Origin of the sequence: Klebsiella sp. CN_Kp073, from assembly GCF_040065495.2 — a bacterium.
GTDB classification, from domain to species: Bacteria; Pseudomonadota; Gammaproteobacteria; order Enterobacterales; family Enterobacteriaceae; genus Klebsiella; species Klebsiella aerogenes.
Genome location: NZ_CM198051.1, coordinates 135,317 through 152,775, shown reverse-complemented (window position 1 = coordinate 152,775; position 17,459 = coordinate 135,317). Strand labels below are relative to the sequence as shown.

The following is a 17,459-nucleotide window of genomic DNA, read 5'->3' as shown; positions in this document are numbered from 1 at the left end:
GAGACCGTCCGGCTGGCATCGGTTTCTCCCTCTCCCAAAGGGAGAGAGACCGTCCGGCTGGCATCGGTTTTCCCCTCTCCCAAAGGGAGAGAGACCGTCCGGCTGGCATCGGTTTCTCCCTCTCCCTCTGGGAGAGGGTCGGGGTGAGGGTTCGGCAAATATCTGCTATTCTGCCCCCCGCAATTAAGGGGGCAGTATGCTGAACATCGTGTTATTCGAACCAGAAATCCCGCCGAACACCGGCAATATCATCCGCCTGTGCGCCAACACCGGCTTCAATTTACATATCATTGAGCCAATGGGCTTTACCTGGGACGATAAACGCCTGAGACGCGCCGGGTTGGATTATCACGAGTTCACCGCCGTACAGCGCCACGCGGATTATGCGGCGTTTATCGCCAGCGCGAAGCCGCAGCGCCTGTTCGCCCTCACCACCAAAGGCACGCCCGCCCACAGCGCGGTAAGCTATCAGGATGGTGATTTCTTGATGTTTGGTCCGGAAACGCGCGGCCTGCCGGCCAGCATCCTCGATGCCCTACCGGCGGAGCAAAAGATCCGTATTCCAATGATGCCGGACAGTCGCAGCATGAACCTGTCAAACGCGGTGTCGGTGGTGGTGTATGAAGCCTGGCGCCAGTTGGGATACCCGGGCGCCGTGTTACGCAGCTAACCTGAGCGGTTCCCGGATTGCGGCGCGTTGCGCCTTATCCGGGCTACCTCTCTGAGCTGAACAGCGGCAAATGGCAATAAATCAAATCCCGTCGCCGTACTCGAAGGTATGGTGGATGCCATTAAAATGCTGATCCATATCCATCGCCGGTTTGTCGCTCTCCGGCTTACCGACGATGCGCGCCGGTACGCCTGCGGCGGTGGTATGCGGCGGCACAGGTTGCAGCACCACGGAACCGGCGCCAATCTTCGCCCCGCGCCCGACTTCGATATTGCCGAGGATCTTCGCCCCGGCGCCAATCATCACGCCTTCGCGAATTTTCGGGTGACGGTCGCCGCTGGTTTTGCCGGTACCGCCGAGGGTCACGGACTGCAGAATGGATACGTCGTCTTCAATCACCGCCGTTTCACCGACCACGATACCGGTGGCGTGGTCGAGCATGATCCCACGGCCAATCTTCGCCGCCGGATGGATATCGACCTGGAACGAGACGGAGACCTGGTTCTGCAGGAAAATAGCCAGCGCGCGGCGCCCCTGATTCCACAGCCAGTGGCCGATGCGGTAGGCCTGCAGCGCATGGAAGCCTTTCAGGTACAACAGCGGCGTTGAGTATTTATCGACTGCAGGGTCGCGGGTACGTACCGCCTGGATATCACAGGCGGCGGAAGCGATCATCTCAGGGTCAGCGGCATAAGCCTCTTCCACTACTTCGCGAATGGCGATAGCGGGCATAATCGGCGAGGCCAGCTTATTCGCCAGCATATAGCTCAGGGCGCTGCCCAGATTTTCGTGCTTGAGTAGCGTTGCGTGGTAAAAACTGGCGAGCATCGGCTCACAGTCGGCCAAAGCCCGGGCTTCGGCTTTAATATTGTTCCAGACGATATCCAGTTCTTCACACGGCATTGCATACTCCAGACGGTAAGAATTATGACCGGTCAGTTCTTCGCTGACCGGGTCATACAGGTAACAGACTTTCCCTGCGGCTAGTTGGCGCTGCGTTCGTCCTTGCGTGCGCGACCCAATAAGGTCAATGCTGCCTCGCGCGCAATTTTTCCGCAATACAATACCTGATAAATTTCCTCGGTTATTGGCATTTCGACGCCTAAACGCTGCGCCAGAACGCGAACCTCTTTGGTATTGCGATAGCCTTCAACCACCTGGCCAATCTTGTCCTGCGCGCTTTGCACGTCCATGCCCTGTCCGAGCATCATGCCAAAACGGCGGTTTCGCGATTGGTTATCGGTACAAGTCAGTACCAGGTCGCCCAGCCCGGCCATGCCCATGAAGGTTTCCGGATCGGCGCCCAGCGCCGCCCCGAGACGGGACATTTCCACCAGACCACGGGTGATCAACGCCGTACGGGCATTCGCGCCAAAGCCGATACCGTCAGACATCCCGGCGCCGATGGCGATAACGTTTTTCACCGCGCCGCCCAGCTGCACGCCGATAAAGTCCGGGTTGATGTAGACGCGGAAGCTTTTACCGCAGTGCAGCAGGCGCTGAAGGTCTTCCGCAAACTGCGGATCCGTCGCCGCCAGAGAAATCGCCGTCGGCAGGCCGGCGGCCAGCTCTTTGGCGAAAGTCGGACCGGAGATGACCGCTAATGGGATGTCATCGCCCAGCGCTTCACGCGCCACGTCCTGCAGCAGACGGCCAGTTTCGGCCTCCAGGCCTTTCGTCGCCCACACCAGACGCGCATCTGAACGCATCAGCGGTTTAATCTGGCGCAAAACCTGACCGAAGACGTGGCTCGGCACCACCACGAGGATATCGCGGCTGGCGGCCAGCGCCGTCGCTAAATCGCTCTCAAGGCGCAGCGTGTCCGGGAAGGGCACATCGGGAAGGAACGCGGCGTTGCAGCGATCGTGTTGCAGCGTCGCGATATGTTTCGGGTCATGGCCCCAGAGGACAACCTCGTGGCCATTTCTTGCCAGGGTGATGGCAAGAGCGGTGCCGTAAGAGCCGGCACCGATCACAGTCATTGCAGCATTAAGCGCGTTCATCAGGCATCCTGATGTTGTTCAGCACCTTCGCCAGCCTGCTGTTGCAGATAGTTCATAAACAGCGCGTCAAAGTTCACCGGCGCAAGGTTGAGTTGCGGGAAGGTGCCGCGGGAAACCAGGCTGGTAACAGTCTCGCGAGCGTACGGGAACAGAATGTTCGGGCAGTACGCGCCGAGGCAGTGCGCCATCTGGTTGCCATCGATGCCGTCGATGGAGAAGATGCCGCCCTGCTGTACTTCGCACAGGAATGCGGTTTCTTCGCCCAGCGATGCCGTTACGGTGACACGCAGCACCACTTCATAAACGCCTTCAGCCAGCTGGCTGGAAGCGGTATCCAGATCAAGTTTAACTTCCGGCTGCCAATCTTTCTGGAAAACTTGCGGCGCATTTGGCGCTTCGAAGGAAACGTCTTTGGTGTAGATGCGCTGAATCTGGAAAGTCATTTCGGTGCTGTTTTGTTCTGACATAGTAAAACCCTTTCGTGTTGTCCTTAAATACGCGGCCCCTGAATGGGGAAAACGTAAAAATTAGCGCAAGAGGGGATCAAGTCCACCACGTGAATCAAGCGCATACAAGTCGTCACAGCCGCCAATGTGCTGCGCATCAATAAAAATCTGCGGAACCGTCGTCCGGCCGCTGCGCTGGATCATCTCTTCACGCTTTGCGGCATCGCCATCGATAGGCAGTTCGTTGAACGTCACGCCCTTGCTGTTCAGCAGCGCTTTGGCGCGGATGCAGAACGGGCAGGTCGCTTTGGTATAGATCTCAATATTGGCCATGACTCACTCCTGTTTTTACCCCGAGGGATTTTACGCCGCAGAGGCTCCCCGCCGCCTGAGAGGTTATCGGGGGAACCGCTGCGCCATAACGACGCGGGGGTAAATTATTTGCCGCGTACCAGCGGAAGGTTCTCGCCGCTCCAGCCTGCGATGCCTTCTTTCAGTACAAAGACTTTTTCGAATCCGGCTTTATTCAGCAGGCTGGCAGGTTCTTGCGCCTGCATGCCGGACCCATCCACAACAATAATGGGTTGTGCTTTGTGTTTTTCCAACTCGCCGACGTTATTTGCTTTGATATCGGCAGGCAGCAGGTTGATAGCGCCGGCGATATGGCCTTTACGGAAGTCGTCACGCTGACGCAGGTCGACAACAACGGCTTCTTCTTTGTTGATAAGACGCGTCGCTTCACCACGGGTGATGACTTTAACTTTCGACATCAAGCCCTTAAAGGTGGTGAACAGTACCGCACCCAGCAGCGCGATCCACGCGATGCTCAGGACCGGGTGACGGCCGATGAATTGCATAATTTCTTGCATGGGGGGTTACAACTCCCGACTAAGTGATAAAAAACCAGGGAAGGAGTATACCTGTGCATTGCGGCAAATACAGCCAGTGAGCGCGATGTAATGTATTTTCTGCGGCCCGTCACGAAAAAAAAGCCGACTTCGCCATCGGCTCTGGCGTCGTCCCTTCCCTTTCTTTGATCTTTTACGGTGATTTGATCGATTCAGCTGTAGTAAAATTACGCAAATTTTCTGTCTTTGAGCATGAGGTTGTCGCAATGTCGGTTACTAAAAAACCTATGGTACTGGTGATTCTGGATGGCTACGGCTACCGTGAAGACCAGCAGGATAACGCCATTTATAGCGCGAAAACGCCGGTAATGGACGCACTGTGGGCAAAACGTCCGCACACCCTGATTGACGCATCCGGTCTGGAAGTCGGGCTGCCTGACCGCCAGATGGGTAACTCCGAAGTGGGTCACGTAAACCTCGGCGCGGGTCGTATCGTGTATCAGGATCTGACCCGTCTGGACGTTGAAATCAAAGAACGCACCTTCTTCGCCAACCCGGTGCTGACCGGCGCGGTCGACAAAGCCGTCGCCGCAGGTAAAGCGGTACATATCATGGGCCTGATGTCGCCTGGCGGCGTTCACAGCCACGAAGACCATATCATGGCGATGGTAGAACTGGCCGCCGAGCGCGGCGCAGAGAAAATCTATCTGCACGCTTTCCTCGATGGCCGCGACACGCCGCCGCGCAGCGCTGAAGCGACGCTGGCTAAATTCGAAGCTAAATTCACCGCGCTGGGCAAAGGCCGTATCGCCTCTATCATTGGTCGCTACTACGCCATGGACCGCGACAACCGCTGGGATCGCGTAGAACAAGCCTATGACCTGATGACGCTGGCCAAAGGCGAATTCCAGGCCGATACCGCCGTAGCGGGCCTGCAGGCAGCCTATGCCCGTGACGAAAACGACGAGTTCGTCAAAGCGACCGTTATCCGCGCCGCCGGCCAGGCCGATGCCGCGATGGAAGACGGCGACGCGCTGATCTTCATGAACTTCCGCGCTGACCGCGCGCGCGAAATCACCCGCGCCTTCGTTAACGCCGACTTCGACGGCTTCGCGCGTAAGAAAGTCGTTAACCTCGACTTCGTGATGCTGACCGAATACGCCGCCGACATCAAAGTCGCTTGCGCCTATCCACCAGCTTCACTGGTTAACACTTTCGGCGAGTGGATGGCGAAGCACGACAAAACCCAGCTGCGCATCTCCGAAACCGAGAAATATGCGCACGTGACCTTCTTCTTTAACGGCGGCGTAGAAGATCCGTTCAAAGGCGAAGACCGTATTCTGATTAACTCGCCGAAGGTCGCCACTTACGACCTGCAGCCGGAAATGAGTTCCGCCGAGCTGACCGAGAAACTGGTTGCGGCCATCAAAGGCGGCCAGTATGACACCATCATCTGTAACTACCCGAACGGCGATATGGTTGGCCATACCGGGGTGATGGAAGCGGCGGTAAAAGCGGTTGAAGCGCTGGATCACTGCATCGAACAAGTGGCTGCGGCCGTTGAATCCGTCGGCGGTCAGCTGCTGATCACCGCCGACCACGGCAACGCCGAGCAAATGCGCGATCCAGCGACCGGACAGGCGCACACCGCGCATACTAACCTGCCGGTTCCGCTGATCTACGTTGGCGACAAAACCGTGAAAGTGGCCGAAGGCGGCAAGCTTTCCGACATCGCGCCAACCATGCTGTCGCTAATGGGAATGGAAATCCCGCAAGAGATGACTGGCAAGCCGCTGTTCATCGTGGAATAATCCTTCCCCATGAGGGGAAAGGCGACTTATTCAAATACATGGATCGCAACGGCTGTTCGATCCGTTCTTTACGCCAGCGCGCTTAGCGCTGGCGTATTGCTGTGCGCCGCATCCGCTCACGCCGATGACCGCGACCAGCTGAAATCCATTCAGGCCGATATCGCCGCCAAACAGCGCGCGATTCAGCAACAGCAGCAGCAACGCTCCTCTCTGCTGGCCCAGCTAAAAGCGCAGGAAGAAGCGATCTCCGCCGCCGCGCGTAAGCTGCGTGAAACTCAGGATACCCTCAACCAGCTCAATAAGCAGATCGACGAGATGAACGCGTCTATCGCTAAGCTGGAGCGCCAGCGCGCCTCCCAGGAACGTAACCTCGCCGCGCAGCTTGATGCCGCCTTCCGCCAGGGGCCGCATACCGGCATGCAGATGATCCTCAGCGGCGAAGAGGGGCAGCGCAACCAGCGCCTGCAGGCCTATTTTGGTTACTTTAACCAGGCCCGTCAGGAGACTATCGCCCAGCTCAAGCAGACGCGTGAAGAAGTCGCGGTGCAGAAATCGATGCTGGAAGAAAAACAAAGCCAGCAGCAAACGCTGGTTTACGAGCAAAAAGCGCAGCAGGCCAAGCTTGAGCAGGCGCGCAACGAGCGTAAAAAGACGCTCTCCAGCCTCGAATCCTCCATTCAGAAAGGCCAACAGCAGCTCAGCGAACTGCGCGCTAACGAATCGCGCCTGCGCGGTCGCATCGCCCAGGCGGAAGCGGCAGCCAAAGCCCGCGCCGACCGCGAGGCTCGCGATGCCCAGGCGGTACGCGACCGTCAGCAGGAAGCCTCGCGCAAAGGCACCACCTATAAACCAACCGAAAGCGAACGTTCGCTGATGTCGCGAACCGGCGGCCTCGGCGCGCCGCGCGGGCAGGCCTTCTGGCCGGTTCGCGGAACAATTCTTCATCGTTATGGCGAACAGCTGCAAGGTGAACTACGTTGGAAAGGGATGGTTATCGCTGCGTCTGAAGGCACCGAAGTCAAAGCCATTGCCGATGGTCGGGTGATCCTCGCCGACTGGCTACAGGGCTACGGGCTGGTGGTCGTCGTTGAACACGGCAAAGGCGACATGAGTCTTTACGGCTATAACCAAAGCGCGCTGGTCAGCGTCGGTACCCAGGTCCGCGCGGGCCAGGCTATCGCGCTGGTAGGCAGTAGCGGCGGTCAGGGTCGTCCGTCGCTCTATTTCGAAATTCGCCGCCAGGGTCAGGCGGTCAATCCACAGCCGTGGTTGGGAAGATAAGTTTTGCTCCAATTTCGCATGATTGCACTTGCTGTAGCCGGTTCACTGACTATAGCTGCGCCGGTTTTCGCCGGTAAACTCTCTATCGTTATCGATGATTTCGGCTATCGTCCACAGACGGAAAATAAGGTGCTGGCGCTGCCGCCCACCATCTCCGTTGCCGTGCTGCCGAACGCCCCCCACGCCCGGGAAATGGCCACTAAAGCGCATAATCTGGGCCACGAAGTGCTGATCCACCTGCCGATGGCGCCGCTCAGCAAGCAACCGCTGGAAAAAGACACCCTGCGCCCGGATATGAGCAGCGATGAGATCGAACGTATTATTCGTGAGGCTTACGGGAAAGTGCCTTACGCCGTCGGGCTGAACAACCACATGGGTAGCGCCATGACCTCTAACCTGTTCGGCATGCAGAAGGTGATGCAGGCGCTGGAACGCTACAATCTCTATTTTCTCGATAGCGTGACCATCGGCAACACCCAGGCCATGCGCGCCGCCCAGGGGACCGGCGTGAAGGTGATTAAACGCAAAGTGTTTCTCGACGATACCCAGAACGAGGCGGACATCCGCACCCAGTTCAACCGCGCCATCGCGCTGGCGCGGCGTAACGGTTCGGCGATCGCCATTGGTCACCCACACCCTTCAACGGTGCGGGTACTACAGCAAATGGTTTATAACCTGCCGCCGGATATCACGCTGGTGCGCCCGAGCAATCTGCTGAACGAACCGCAGGTCGATAACTCGACGCCGAACACGCCTGCGCAACCAAACGTGCCGCAGCAGCAGAAGCCGCGTAACCCGTTCCACGGCGTGAAATACTGCAAACCGAAGCGTCCGCTGGAGCCGGTGAACGCCAGCCGCTTCTTTAGCATTCTCAGCGAAAGCATCAGCCAGAGCGCGCTGGTCCAGTATTACCAGCTTAAATGGCAGGGCTGGGATAGCCCCACCAACTAATCTTCATCAGGGATCCGTGCGCTTCTCCGTCACGGTTCCCTGCCGCTTCCCGTCGTGAGCATACCAGGCTTTAAAATACTTCATGAAGCTGTACAAGGTGGCATACAGTCCGGTGACAGCCCCCACCTTACCGCTACGCCACGCGCCGCTGAACAGATACCACTTAAAAAACGCGCCGATGGCGCTGATAATCCCGCGACTGAGCGACGGCCTGACCTTTTGCGCCTTCACCAGCCGGGTGGTATAGCTATTGAGCTTGTTAAACACCTCATGCAGTGAATAGAAGGTATCGTGGCGGACAAAGCCCGGCAGCCTTATCGAGGTCAGATGGCCGACCACCTGATCGTCCACCGGCCGCTGGTTAAAGCTGGCACGCTGACGGTTGAACAGGCGTACCGGGTAATCCGGCGATGAGATGGGATAAATGGTCCGCACCTGCTCGCCAAGCACGAACCAGTAGCGCGGCAGACGCCACGCGCAGCTCGGATCCGGTTCCTCTCCCGCCTTAAGCGCCAGAATCGCCGCAACCACTTCTTCATCCAGAATTTCATCGCTATCCATACATAGCACCCAGTCATGGGTCGCCAGCGAGGTCGCATAGTTCATCTGCATGCCATGGGCGGCATAGGGGTGATGGTGAACCGTTATGCCAAACTGCTGACATATCTGCAGCGTTTCATCCGTACTGCCTGAATCCACGACAATAAACTCATCCGCCACCCGCAACAGCGGCGGCAAGACTTCCCGTAATAAGCGGGCCGAATTACAGGTAAGCAAACATACTGAGAGCTTAAACATAGGGTTTATGCGATTAAACGAAGAGTAAACCAACTGTATAAACGAATAGGCAAAAGATCGATGCGGAAATAGTGCGGTAGATGCGTATTATTTTAGAAATGTTATCCAAATCTAAATAAATCTACCATGAGATAAATTTCATCCCCTTGCCCGATACCATCGGGTATCAGTTATCGGGTTTGAGATGCCCTCTCCTTATGTACCCCCGTTTGTCACTCATACGGTCAGCTTTGCTGTCATCGTAAAGAGCGGCATAGATCCAGTATTTGTTAATAGTGCGTATTTTAACCACCACGTCATCAGCCATAACGGAATATGTATTATTCGCATTATCATCTGGCCATTCTTTGAATGAAAGCTGATTCCATTCACGCTGTAAATGATATGTCGTTAACCAGGGATAGCGTCCGTCCCCGCCGCAAGAGACCTGAACATTCATGTCGTCTATATTAGGTAAGGATTTATTTTGCGTGGGAATAAACGAGAGTAATAAGGCGCTATAGTTCTCACTGTTACATTCGGCATACTGCGCGACATTATTAACCAACAGACTGCCCGACTGGTTAACATGCCACTCGCGAAACCTGATAAAATTCTCCGGGATCTCACTAAAATTCTGCCTAATAAACAGCAACTGTTCTTTCAGCGTTCCCTTAACATATATATTGATGACTTTTTTAAATTTCCCCTGGTCATCCAGCCAATAATAGCGAAATCCGAGGGTAGGAACATTAATGGTAGCATTATCACTCCATTGCGCTTTCCAGTAGGCTTGCAGCACGCCATGCTCAAGCTTTTGCTCAGCCAAAACGCCAAAGCTCATAAAAAGCAATAGCGCCGGTAAGATAATATTCTTCAATCGCCAAAGACGGCTAATAAAAATAGAGAGGGCCATATATCTCATCCTTGTTATATGAAGATATGGCAGAATATAAATAAACCGGGCAGCAGTTCAATAGCGACCGACGTAATAACAAAAACTTTATTACCAATATATATGTGAAGAATATGCTGCCCATAAACCATGGGCAGCAAGAATGCTTATTATCGTCATCCTGACGATAATTCGCTTAATCCCAGCTCAGTACCACTTTACCAGACTGACCGGAACGCATCGCGTCAAAGCCTTTCTGGAAGTCATCAATACCGAAACGATGGGTGATAATCGGCGAAAGATCGAGGCCCGACTGGATCAGCGCCGCCATCTTATACCAGGTTTCAAACATTTCGCGGCCGTAAATCCCTTTGATAAACAGCCCCTTGAAGATGACCTTGGTCCAGTCGATAGACATATCCGACGGAGGAATACCCAGCATCGCAATACGTCCGCCGTGGTTCATGGTATCAAGCATGGTGCGGAACGCAGGCGGCGCGCCGGACATCTCCAGGCCCACGTCGAAGCCTTCGGTCATCCCCAGCTCCGCCATCACATCGTTAAGATTCTCTTTCGCCACGTTGACTGCGCGGGTGACGCCCATTTTACGCGCCAGTTCCAGGCGATATTCGTTAACATCGGTAATCACCACGTTACGCGCGCCGACATGTTTCGCCACCGCCGCGGCCATCACCCCGATCGGACCGGCGCCGGAAACCAGCACGTCTTCACCGACCAGGTCGAAGGAGAGCGCGGTATGCACCGCATTACCGAACGGGTCGAAGATGGATGCCAGGTCGTCAGAGATATTGTCCGGGATTTTGAAAGCGTTGAAGGCCGGGATCACCAGATATTCAGCGAAACAGCCCGGGCGGTTTACCCCCACGCCGATGGTATTGCGGCACAGATGCGTGCGGCCGCCGCGACAGTTACGGCAGTGTCCGCAGGTGATGTGCCCTTCGCCGGAAACGCGATCGCCGAGCTTAAAGCCGCGCACTTCCTGACCGATACCCACGACTTCACCGACATACTCGTGACCCACCACCATCGGTACCGGGATGGTTTTCTGCGACCATTCATCCCAGTTATAGATGTGCACATCGGTACCGCAAATCGCGGTCTTACGGATTTTAATCAGCAGATCGTTATGGCCGACTTCCGGTTCCGGTACGTCGGTCATCCAGATGCCTTCTTCCGCTTTCAGTTTGGATAACGCTTTCATCTCACACCCTTATTAGGCGATGACGCCCAGTTGTTTGCCGATGCGGGTAAAGGCTTCTACCGCACGTTCAATTTGTTCAGGGGTATGCGCCGCCGACATCTGGGTGCGAATACGCGCCTGGCCTTTTGGAACCACCGGATAGAAGAATCCGGTGACGTAAATACCTTCTTTTTGCAATTCGCGCGCGAACTCCTGGGCGATGGTGGCTTCACCGAGCATCACCGGGATAATCGCGTGGTCGGCGCCTGCCAGGGTAAAGCCTGCGGCGGTCATTTTTTCGCGGAACAGGCGCGCGTTAGCCCACAGGCGATCGCGCAGTTCGCTGCCCGCTTCCACCATCTCCAGCACCTTGATGGAGGCGGCGACAATGGCCGGCGCCAGGGAGTTGGAGAACAGATACGGACGAGAACGCTGGCGCAGCCACTCAACGACTTCTTTGCGTGCGGCGGTGTAACCGCCTGACGCGCCGCCCAGCGCTTTACCCAACGTACCGGTGATGATGTCGACGCGGCCCATCACGTCGCAATATTCATGGGAACCGCGGCCGTTTTCGCCGACAAAGCCCACCGCGTGAGAATCATCGACCATCACCAGCGCATCATATTTATCCGCCAGGTCGCAGACGCCTTTCAGGTTGGCGATCACGCCGTCCATCGAGAAAACGCCATCGGTGGCGATCAGCACGTGGCGAGCGCCGGCTTCGCGCGCTTCTTTCAGACGCGCTTCCAGCTCCTGCATGTCGTTGTTGGCATAGCGGAAACGCTTAGCTTTGCACAGGCGCACGCCGTCGATGATCGACGCGTGATTCAGGGCATCAGAGATAATGGCATCTTCCGGTCCCAGCAGCGTTTCAAACAGGCCGCCGTTGGCATCAAAGCAGGAGGAGTAGAGAATCGCGTCTTCCATACCGAGGAAATCCGCCAGCTTCTTCTCGAGCTGCTTATGCGTGTCCTGGGTACCGCAGATGAAGCGCACCGAGGCCATCCCGAAGCCGTGGCTGTCCATGCCGGATTTCGCCGCGGCAATCAGTTCCGGGTGGTTCGCCAGACCCAGATAGTTATTGGCGCAGAAGTTAATGACGTGGCTGTCGCCGACGGTGATGTCCGCCTGCTGAGCCGAAGTAATGATACGCTCTTCTTTAAACAACCCTTCCGCGCGCGCGGTATCCAGGTCATTGGTTAACTGTTTGTAGAAATCACCACGCATTGCAACTCTCCAGATTCGGCAAAATTTGGCACATATTACCCAAAGTTATACGTTGATACGAGATGATGCATGCCTGAATGAATAATTTGCAGCATAAATCACGCACGGCCAGCACCTTTTCGGCGAATGGCTGAAGCCTTTCGGATGTAGTGATATGATATGAGTATTCATGTCCGGATTGTTTCCGGGCTTTCTACTTCAAAGGTACAGTTATGATCATCGTAACCGGCGGCGCAGGCTTTATCGGCAGCAACATCGTTAAAGCCCTGAATGACAAAGGCATCACCGATATTCTGGTTGTAGACAATCTGAAAGACGGCACCAAATTCGTAAACCTGGTGGATCTGGACATCGCTGACTACATGGATAAAGAAGATTTTCTGATCCAGATTATGGCCGGCGAAGAGTTCGGCGAGATCGAAGCGGTATTCCATGAAGGCGCCTGCTCTTCCACGACCGAGTGGGACGGCAAGTATGTGATGGATAACAACTATCAGTACTCCAAAGAGGTGCTGCACTACTGTCTGGAGCGCGAAATCCCGTTCCTGTACGCCTCTTCTGCCGCCACCTACGGCGGGCGCACCAGCGACTTTATCGAATCACGCGAATTTGAAAAACCGCTGAACGTCTACGGCTACTCTAAATTCCTGTTCGACGAATACGTCCGTCAGATCCTGCCGGAAGCGGATTCGCAGATCGTCGGGTTCCGTTATTTCAACGTCTACGGACCGCGCGAAGGGCACAAAGGCAGCATGGCGAGCGTGGCCTTCCACCTCAATACCCAGCTGAATAATGGCGAAAGTCCGAAACTGTTCGAAGGCAGCGACGGCTTTAAACGCGACTTCGTCTATGTCGGCGATGTCGCCGCGGTAAACCTGTGGTTCTGGGAAAATGGCGTTTCCGGTATCTTCAACCTCGGTACCGGCCGCGCGGAATCCTTCCAGGCCGTCGCCGATGCGACCCTGGCGTACCATAAGAAAGGCAGCATTGAATACATCCCGTTCCCGGACAAACTGAAAGGCCGCTACCAGGCATTCACGCAGGCCGATCTGACTAACCTGCGTAAAGCGGGCTATGACAAACCGTTCAAAACCGTTGCCGAAGGCGTAACGGAATATATGGCCTGGCTAAACCGCGACGCGTAAGAAACAAGCATGAAAATATTGGTGATAGGCCCGTCTTGGGTGGGCGACATGATGATGTCGCAAAGTCTTTATCGTACGCTCAGGGCGCGCTATCCCCAGGCGATTATCGACGTGATGGCGCCGGCATGGTGCCGTCCGTTGTTATCGCGCATGCCGGAAGTCAACGAAGCGATCGCCATGCCGCTCGGCCACGGCGCGCTGGCTATCGGCGAGCGTCGTAAACTCGGCCACAGCCTGCGCGATCGTCGCTACGATCGCGCTTACGTGCTGCCGAACTCGTTTAAATCGGCATTAGTGCCTTTCTTCGCCAACATTCCGCTGCGCACCGGCTGGCGCGGCGAGATGCGCTACGGCCTGCTTAACGACGCCCGCGTGCTGGACAAAGACGCCTGGCCGCTGATGGTGGAGCGCTACGTGGCGCTGGCCTACGATAACGGCGTGATGCGCTGCGCTAAAGACCTTCCACAACCGCTGCTGTGGCCGCAGCTGCAGGTCAACGATGGCGAAAAATCACAGGCCTGCAACGCCTTTAATCTTTCGAACGATCGGCCGATTATCGGCTTCTGCCCCGGCGCGGAATTCGGCCCGGCCAAACGCTGGCCGCATTATCACTATGCCGCGCTGGCGAAAAAGCTCATTGACGATGGTTATCAGATAGCGCTCTTCGGCTCGGCGAAAGATAACGATGCCGGCAAAGAGATCATCGCCGCGCTCAGCAGCGAGCAGCAGGCCTGGTGCCGTAACCTGGCCGGCGAAACCCAGCTGGAACAGGCCGTGATTCTGATTGCCGCCTGTCAGGCTGTGGTCAGCAACGATTCGGGGCTGATGCACGTCGCCGCCGCGCTGGATCGCCCGTTGGTGGCGCTGTACGGCCCGAGCAGCCCGGACTTTACCCCGCCGCTGTCGCATAAAGCGCGGGTTATTCGCCTGATTAGCGGCTACCACAAGGTGCGCAAAGGCGATGCCGCTGAGGGCTATCATCAAAGCCTGATCGACATCACTCCAGAACGCGTCCTGCAAGAGCTGAACGAACTGTTAGCGGAAAAAACCGAGCACGAGGAAGCGTAACGGATGCGGGTATTGATCGTAAAAACCTCGTCCATGGGCGACGTGCTACACACGCTGCCCGCGCTAACCGACGCCGCGCAGGCCATCCCCGGTATCCGCTTTGACTGGGTGGTTGAAGAAGGCTTCGCGCAGATCCCTTCATGGCATGCCGCCGTCGAGCGGGTGATTCCGGTGGCGATTCGCCGCTGGCGCAAAGCCTGGTTTTCCGCGCCTATCAAAGCGGAAAGAAAGGCCTTTCGCGATGCCGTAAAAGCCGTCAACTACGATGCCATTATTGATGCGCAGGGGCTGGTGAAAAGCGCCGCGCTGGTAACGCGTCTGGCGCACGGCGTCAAACATGGCATGGACTGGCAGTCCGCCCGCGAGCCGCTGGCAAGCCTGTTTTATAACCGTCGCCACCATATTGCTGTCGAGCAGCACGCAGTAGAGCGCACGCGCGAACTGTTCGCCAAAAGCCTGGGCTATGCCAGGCCGCAAACGCAGGGTGATTACGCCATCGCACGCCACTTTATTCGCCCTGACGCACCGGCAACAGAGCCGTATCTGGTCTTCCTGCACGCCACCACCCGCGATGATAAACACTGGCCGGAAGCGCGCTGGCAAGAGCTTCTGGATCTGCTGGCGGCTAGCGCCGTGCGTATTAAGCTGCCGTGGGGCGCGCCGCACGAAGAGGCGCGGGCAAAACGGCTGGCGGAAGGACGCGATAACGTCGATGTACTACCGCGCATGAGCCTTGAGCAGGTTGCGCAGATTCTGGCTGGCGCACGCGGCGTAGTTTCCGTCGACACCGGGCTGAGCCATCTGACTGCGGCGCTCGATAAACCCAATTTCACGCTCTACGGCCCAACCGATCCGGGACTGATTGGCGGATATGGCAAAAACCAGCATATCGTCCGCCCGCCGTACGGTAGCAGCACCGGCGATATTACCGCTGAGCATGTTCAGCAACTGTTGCAAGCACAGGGATTGGTTTAATGGGATCGCTATTCAAGCAAATTTATCGCTATACCCGCCCGCGCGCCTACCGCCACAATGAAAACCTGTGGCCGTGGGTAAAGATCCGCCGGGCGGAAAGCGGTGAAATTTGTGCCTTACAATACAAGGGCGAATCGGTACCGCTGTGTAGCCTAAGTGAATTAAAAGACGCTTTCTCCGGGCCAATGCTGCTCACCGCGACCGGTCCATCAATCAACGATGTCGATTTTTCTATTATCCCGTCATCGTTGCCGGTAATGGGCGTCAACGGCGCTTACTTTCTCGAAGGAAAGGTAGGGTTTTCTCTGTATCTGATCGTTGATATGGAGTTTTTTGACCGTAAACCCGAGGTTATCGCCGGTATTGTCAGCAATCCACGGATCCTCTTTTTTACCACTACCCACGGTATTGCCAAAATCATTGAGCGCATCGGGCTCAACAATATTCAGTGTCGACTCGCCCTGATTGAAGATGCCTGTTATAAGATTTACCAGCCGAAGATCCCCGGTAACGATATCGCGACGGTCTTTAGCCGCTCCCCAAGTGCGCTCCTGCACCAAAACTTAAGCCATATTGGTTTCTCAACCGATATTCGCAAAGGGATATTTGACGCGGGAACGGTGGCTTACTGGGCGCTGCAGATTATCGCCTGGCTGGGATTCAACAGAATTATTATTGCCGGTCTGGATATGAATAATTTTGAGCAACCGCGATTTTATGAAAATGGTGAGAATAAGCTTCCCTCATATCTCGCCGATAAAGTAGATGGTATGGTTTTCCCCGCCTTTGAACTCGCCAGCCGTCATTTACAGGCAAAGGGTATTACGGTAATTAATCTTTCCCTTAATAGCGCAATTCCTGAACAGGTATTTCCTAAAATGCCGTTATCTCAAGCGCTACATGAAGTGGCCTGAACGGCCACTCCATCACGATTCTTCCGCAGTTTTTTCCGGCGATAACGCCGTGAAAACGGCTAACGCCACAATAAACATAATGATAAATCTGTCGTGGATAAACAGAGTATCGACGCAGCCAAAAAGAATCACCGGCGCGCCAATAAACGCCAATGCACATTTCAGCGTCGCCTTTCTGTAAACATAGAGCAGCATCGCGCCATACAATGCCAGCAGGAAGAGGCCGCCAATAACGCCCTGTAGCGACATGGTTTCGATCAAATCATTATGAAGATGATAAACAATGTTGCGCAACCCCTCGGGATTCCCCTGCTCTTTCTCATACATCAATTGCGAGAGGATCTGGAAACGCTGCTGCGAGCTTACGCCACCGGGATGAGCAATAATTTCATAGATCCCGGTATGCCACATACTGAGCCGGGAACCCATCGAGGTATTGTTATCGCTTTGATAGTCCGAGATCTCAGTGACCGCTTCACTCGCCCGATCTTTCAGCGAGGGAAACGCCAACTCAATCACTGCCAGGCCAGCAACCAACAGCATCAGGCACGCCAGCGCTGATTTTTTCTTCGACATCACGTTACCGGTCAGTAGGGCATAGAGCAGTACCGCCGGATAAATAAGCAGCGCCGAGCGAGTTTCAGTCAGAAAAATAATCCACAGCGAGAAAAATATCACACCGCTGGCAATATAGTTGCGATAGCGGATATTGACGCAAGCTAAAGCATATAGCGTCAATAACGAGTATATCGTATAAAGATAGGCGCTTAAGGTTGCGGAGTTATCGATTCTCAGGCGATCGCCGGAAACAAAAAAATGATAATGTAAAGCGTATAGCGTCAATACTGAAAAGCCCGCGACTAATGCGTAACTCAAGCTTTTGCCATATTGTATTGCTGTTGTCCTTAATACCGCAGGCAAGAGTAACATCATCACAGCGCCGATCATCAAATAAGCGCCTGAGCGAGGATAGCTAACATCAGCCATATAAATTTCAGCCGGATTACCCGGAAAGCGATATGACCAAATAAGCTGTGAAGCTCCTAACATCAATAGCGTCAGAGAAAGAAACATCTCCTCTTTTTTAATAGTAAGACGTTTTCTGTTAATTACCGCATAAATTAAGGTAATAACCGAAGACAGGTAAAAGAGATTTCTACCCATAATTTTCTCCGGCATCACAAAAACACATGACAATATTGCCAGAAGCAATATTGTCACTGGCGACATCACTTTACTCATAAATA

18 protein-coding genes are annotated in these 17,459 nt (G+C 55.2%); 8 read left to right on the top strand and 10 right to left on the bottom strand.

Annotated elements, in window-relative coordinates; translation table 11 throughout:
* Positions 1–196: 196 nt before the first annotated feature.
* The gene (trmL, locus tag ABLV66_RS00770) at positions 197–670 is read left to right on the top strand and encodes a tRNA (uridine(34)/cytosine(34)/5-carboxymethylaminomethyluridine(34)-2'-O)-methyltransferase TrmL (protein WP_045359275.1); all 474 of its coding nucleotides are present in this window, start codon (positions 197–199) and stop codon (positions 668–670) included.
* 81 nt (positions 671–751) lie between these two features.
* Here trmL and cysE read toward each other — a convergent pair whose 3' ends face one another.
* The 5 genes from cysE to ABLV66_RS00745 all read right to left on the bottom strand — a co-directional run bounded on the left by cysE (position 752) and on the right by ABLV66_RS00745 (position 3,988).
* On the bottom strand, positions 752–1,573 hold the full coding sequence (cysE, locus tag ABLV66_RS00765) for a serine O-acetyltransferase (RefSeq protein WP_004106845.1): 822 nt from the start codon (positions 1,571–1,573) through the stop codon (positions 752–754).
* 80 nt (positions 1,574–1,653) lie between these two features.
* Positions 1,654–2,673, bottom strand: a complete 1,020-nt coding sequence (gene gpsA, locus ABLV66_RS00760) for an NAD(P)H-dependent glycerol-3-phosphate dehydrogenase (protein WP_015369181.1) — start codon at positions 2,671–2,673, stop codon at positions 1,654–1,656.
* Positions 2,673–3,140 carry a protein-export chaperone SecB gene (gene secB, locus ABLV66_RS00755; RefSeq protein WP_015369180.1) on the bottom strand — a complete coding sequence of 156 codons (468 nt, stop codon included), beginning with the start codon at positions 3,138–3,140 and terminating at the stop codon, positions 2,673–2,675. The genes gpsA and secB overlap by 1 nt, the downstream gene beginning before the upstream one ends.
* Before the next feature lie 60 nt (positions 3,141–3,200).
* The gene (grxC, locus tag ABLV66_RS00750) at positions 3,201–3,452 is read right to left on the bottom strand and encodes a glutaredoxin 3 (protein WP_015369179.1); all 252 of its coding nucleotides are present in this window, start codon (positions 3,450–3,452) and stop codon (positions 3,201–3,203) included.
* A 104-nt stretch (positions 3,453–3,556) separates the two neighbouring features.
* Positions 3,557–3,988, bottom strand: a complete 432-nt coding sequence (locus tag ABLV66_RS00745; RefSeq protein WP_015369178.1) for a rhodanese-like domain-containing protein — start codon at positions 3,986–3,988, stop codon at positions 3,557–3,559.
* Between the two features lie 245 nt (positions 3,989–4,233).
* On the opposite strand from ABLV66_RS00745, the gene gpmM reads away from it, so the two are divergent.
* From gpmM to ABLV66_RS00730, 3 genes are read left to right on the top strand one after another with little or no spacing between them, the layout of a single operon-like run.
* Entirely contained in the window at positions 4,234–5,778 is a 1,545-nt protein-coding gene (gpmM, locus tag ABLV66_RS00740; RefSeq protein WP_020077692.1) for a 2,3-bisphosphoglycerate-independent phosphoglycerate mutase, read from the top strand.
* A gap of 9 nt (positions 5,779–5,787) precedes the next feature.
* Positions 5,788–7,059 (top strand): murein hydrolase activator EnvC, encoded by a 1,272-nt coding sequence (gene envC / locus ABLV66_RS00735; protein ID WP_045390637.1) that lies wholly within the window; start codon positions 5,788–5,790, stop codon positions 7,057–7,059.
* Positions 7,060–7,062: 3 nt separating this feature from the next.
* Positions 7,063–8,010, top strand: a complete 948-nt coding sequence (locus ABLV66_RS00730) for a divergent polysaccharide deacetylase family protein (RefSeq protein WP_348876604.1) — start codon at positions 7,063–7,065, stop codon at positions 8,008–8,010.
* Positions 8,011–8,016: 6 nt separating this feature from the next.
* On the opposite strand, the gene ABLV66_RS00725 is transcribed toward ABLV66_RS00730, so the two are convergent.
* The 4 genes from ABLV66_RS00725 to kbl form a co-directional block, all read right to left on the bottom strand.
* On the bottom strand, positions 8,017–8,808 hold the full coding sequence (locus ABLV66_RS00725) for a glycosyltransferase family 2 protein (RefSeq protein ID WP_045390630.1): 792 nt from the start codon (positions 8,806–8,808) through the stop codon (positions 8,017–8,019).
* Positions 8,809–8,974: 166 nt separating this feature from the next.
* Positions 8,975–9,703, bottom strand: coding sequence for a hypothetical protein (locus ABLV66_RS00720; RefSeq protein ID WP_348876605.1), 729 nt, complete (start codon positions 9,701–9,703; stop codon positions 8,975–8,977).
* A gap of 175 nt (positions 9,704–9,878) precedes the next feature.
* Entirely contained in the window at positions 9,879–10,904 is a 1,026-nt protein-coding gene (gene tdh / locus ABLV66_RS00715) for an L-threonine 3-dehydrogenase (RefSeq protein WP_015369171.1), read from the bottom strand.
* Between the two features lie 12 nt (positions 10,905–10,916).
* Positions 10,917–12,110 carry a glycine C-acetyltransferase gene (kbl, locus tag ABLV66_RS00710; protein ID WP_015703795.1) on the bottom strand — a complete coding sequence of 398 codons (1,194 nt, stop codon included), beginning with the start codon at positions 12,108–12,110 and terminating at the stop codon, positions 10,917–10,919.
* A gap of 212 nt (positions 12,111–12,322) precedes the next feature.
* On the opposite strand from kbl, the gene rfaD reads away from it, so the two are divergent.
* Genes rfaD through ABLV66_RS00690 form a run of 4 tightly spaced genes read left to right on the top strand, consistent with a single transcriptional unit; the run spans position 12,323 to position 16,212 of the window.
* The gene (gene rfaD / locus ABLV66_RS00705) at positions 12,323–13,255 is read left to right on the top strand and encodes an ADP-glyceromanno-heptose 6-epimerase (protein ID WP_045390625.1); all 933 of its coding nucleotides are present in this window, start codon (positions 12,323–12,325) and stop codon (positions 13,253–13,255) included.
* A gap of 9 nt (positions 13,256–13,264) precedes the next feature.
* On the top strand, positions 13,265–14,323 hold the full coding sequence (gene rfaF / locus ABLV66_RS00700; RefSeq protein ID WP_015703797.1) for an ADP-heptose--LPS heptosyltransferase RfaF: 1,059 nt from the start codon (positions 13,265–13,267) through the stop codon (positions 14,321–14,323).
* Positions 14,324–14,326: 3 nt separating this feature from the next.
* On the top strand, positions 14,327–15,298 hold the full coding sequence (gene rfaC / locus ABLV66_RS00695; protein WP_348876606.1) for a lipopolysaccharide heptosyltransferase RfaC: 972 nt from the start codon (positions 14,327–14,329) through the stop codon (positions 15,296–15,298).
* Entirely contained in the window at positions 15,298–16,212 is a 915-nt protein-coding gene (locus tag ABLV66_RS00690; RefSeq protein WP_047047664.1) for a WaaZ-like lipopolysaccharide core biosynthesis protein, read from the top strand. The genes rfaC and ABLV66_RS00690 overlap by 1 nt, the downstream gene beginning before the upstream one ends.
* Positions 16,213–16,224: 12 nt before the next feature.
* Here ABLV66_RS00690 and ABLV66_RS00685 read toward each other — a convergent pair whose 3' ends face one another.
* Positions 16,225–17,454, bottom strand: a complete 1,230-nt coding sequence (locus ABLV66_RS00685) for an O-antigen ligase family protein (RefSeq protein WP_348876607.1) — start codon at positions 17,452–17,454, stop codon at positions 16,225–16,227.
* Positions 17,455–17,459 lie beyond the last annotated feature (5 nt).

What these genes read in the sequence shown, in the direction of transcription:
- trmL (WP_045359275.1), top strand. Translation starts at nt 197, where the DNA reads ATGCTGAACATCGTGTTATTCGAACCAGAAATCCCGCCGAACACCGGC.
- cysE (WP_004106845.1), bottom strand. Translation starts at nt 1,573, where the DNA reads ATGCCGTGTGAAGAACTGGATATCGTCTGGAACAATATTAAAGCCGAA.
- gpsA (WP_015369181.1), bottom strand. Translation starts at nt 2,673, where the DNA reads ATGAACGCGCTTAATGCTGCAATGACTGTGATCGGTGCCGGCTCTTAC.
- secB (WP_015369180.1), bottom strand. Translation starts at nt 3,140, where the DNA reads ATGTCAGAACAAAACAGCACCGAAATGACTTTCCAGATTCAGCGCATC.
- grxC (WP_015369179.1), bottom strand. Translation starts at nt 3,452, where the DNA reads ATGGCCAATATTGAGATCTATACCAAAGCGACCTGCCCGTTCTGCATC.
- ABLV66_RS00745 (WP_015369178.1), bottom strand. Translation starts at nt 3,988, where the DNA reads ATGCAAGAAATTATGCAATTCATCGGCCGTCACCCGGTCCTGAGCATC.
- gpmM (WP_020077692.1), top strand. Translation starts at nt 4,234, where the DNA reads ATGTCGGTTACTAAAAAACCTATGGTACTGGTGATTCTGGATGGCTAC.
- envC (WP_045390637.1), top strand. Translation starts at nt 5,788, where the DNA reads ATGAGGGGAAAGGCGACTTATTCAAATACATGGATCGCAACGGCTGTT.
- ABLV66_RS00725 (WP_045390630.1), bottom strand. Translation starts at nt 8,808, where the DNA reads ATGTTTAAGCTCTCAGTATGTTTGCTTACCTGTAATTCGGCCCGCTTA.
- ABLV66_RS00720 (WP_348876605.1), bottom strand. Translation starts at nt 9,703, where the DNA reads ATGGCCCTCTCTATTTTTATTAGCCGTCTTTGGCGATTGAAGAATATT.
- tdh (WP_015369171.1), bottom strand. Translation starts at nt 10,904, where the DNA reads ATGAAAGCGTTATCCAAACTGAAAGCGGAAGAAGGCATCTGGATGACC.
- kbl (WP_015703795.1), bottom strand. Translation starts at nt 12,110, where the DNA reads ATGCGTGGTGATTTCTACAAACAGTTAACCAATGACCTGGATACCGCG.
- rfaD (WP_045390625.1), top strand. Translation starts at nt 12,323, where the DNA reads ATGATCATCGTAACCGGCGGCGCAGGCTTTATCGGCAGCAACATCGTT.
- rfaF (WP_015703797.1), top strand. Translation starts at nt 13,265, where the DNA reads ATGAAAATATTGGTGATAGGCCCGTCTTGGGTGGGCGACATGATGATG.
- rfaC (WP_348876606.1), top strand. Translation starts at nt 14,327, where the DNA reads ATGCGGGTATTGATCGTAAAAACCTCGTCCATGGGCGACGTGCTACAC.
- ABLV66_RS00690 (WP_047047664.1), top strand. Translation starts at nt 15,298, where the DNA reads ATGGGATCGCTATTCAAGCAAATTTATCGCTATACCCGCCCGCGCGCC.
- ABLV66_RS00685 (WP_348876607.1), bottom strand. Translation starts at nt 17,454, where the DNA reads ATGAGTAAAGTGATGTCGCCAGTGACAATATTGCTTCTGGCAATATTG.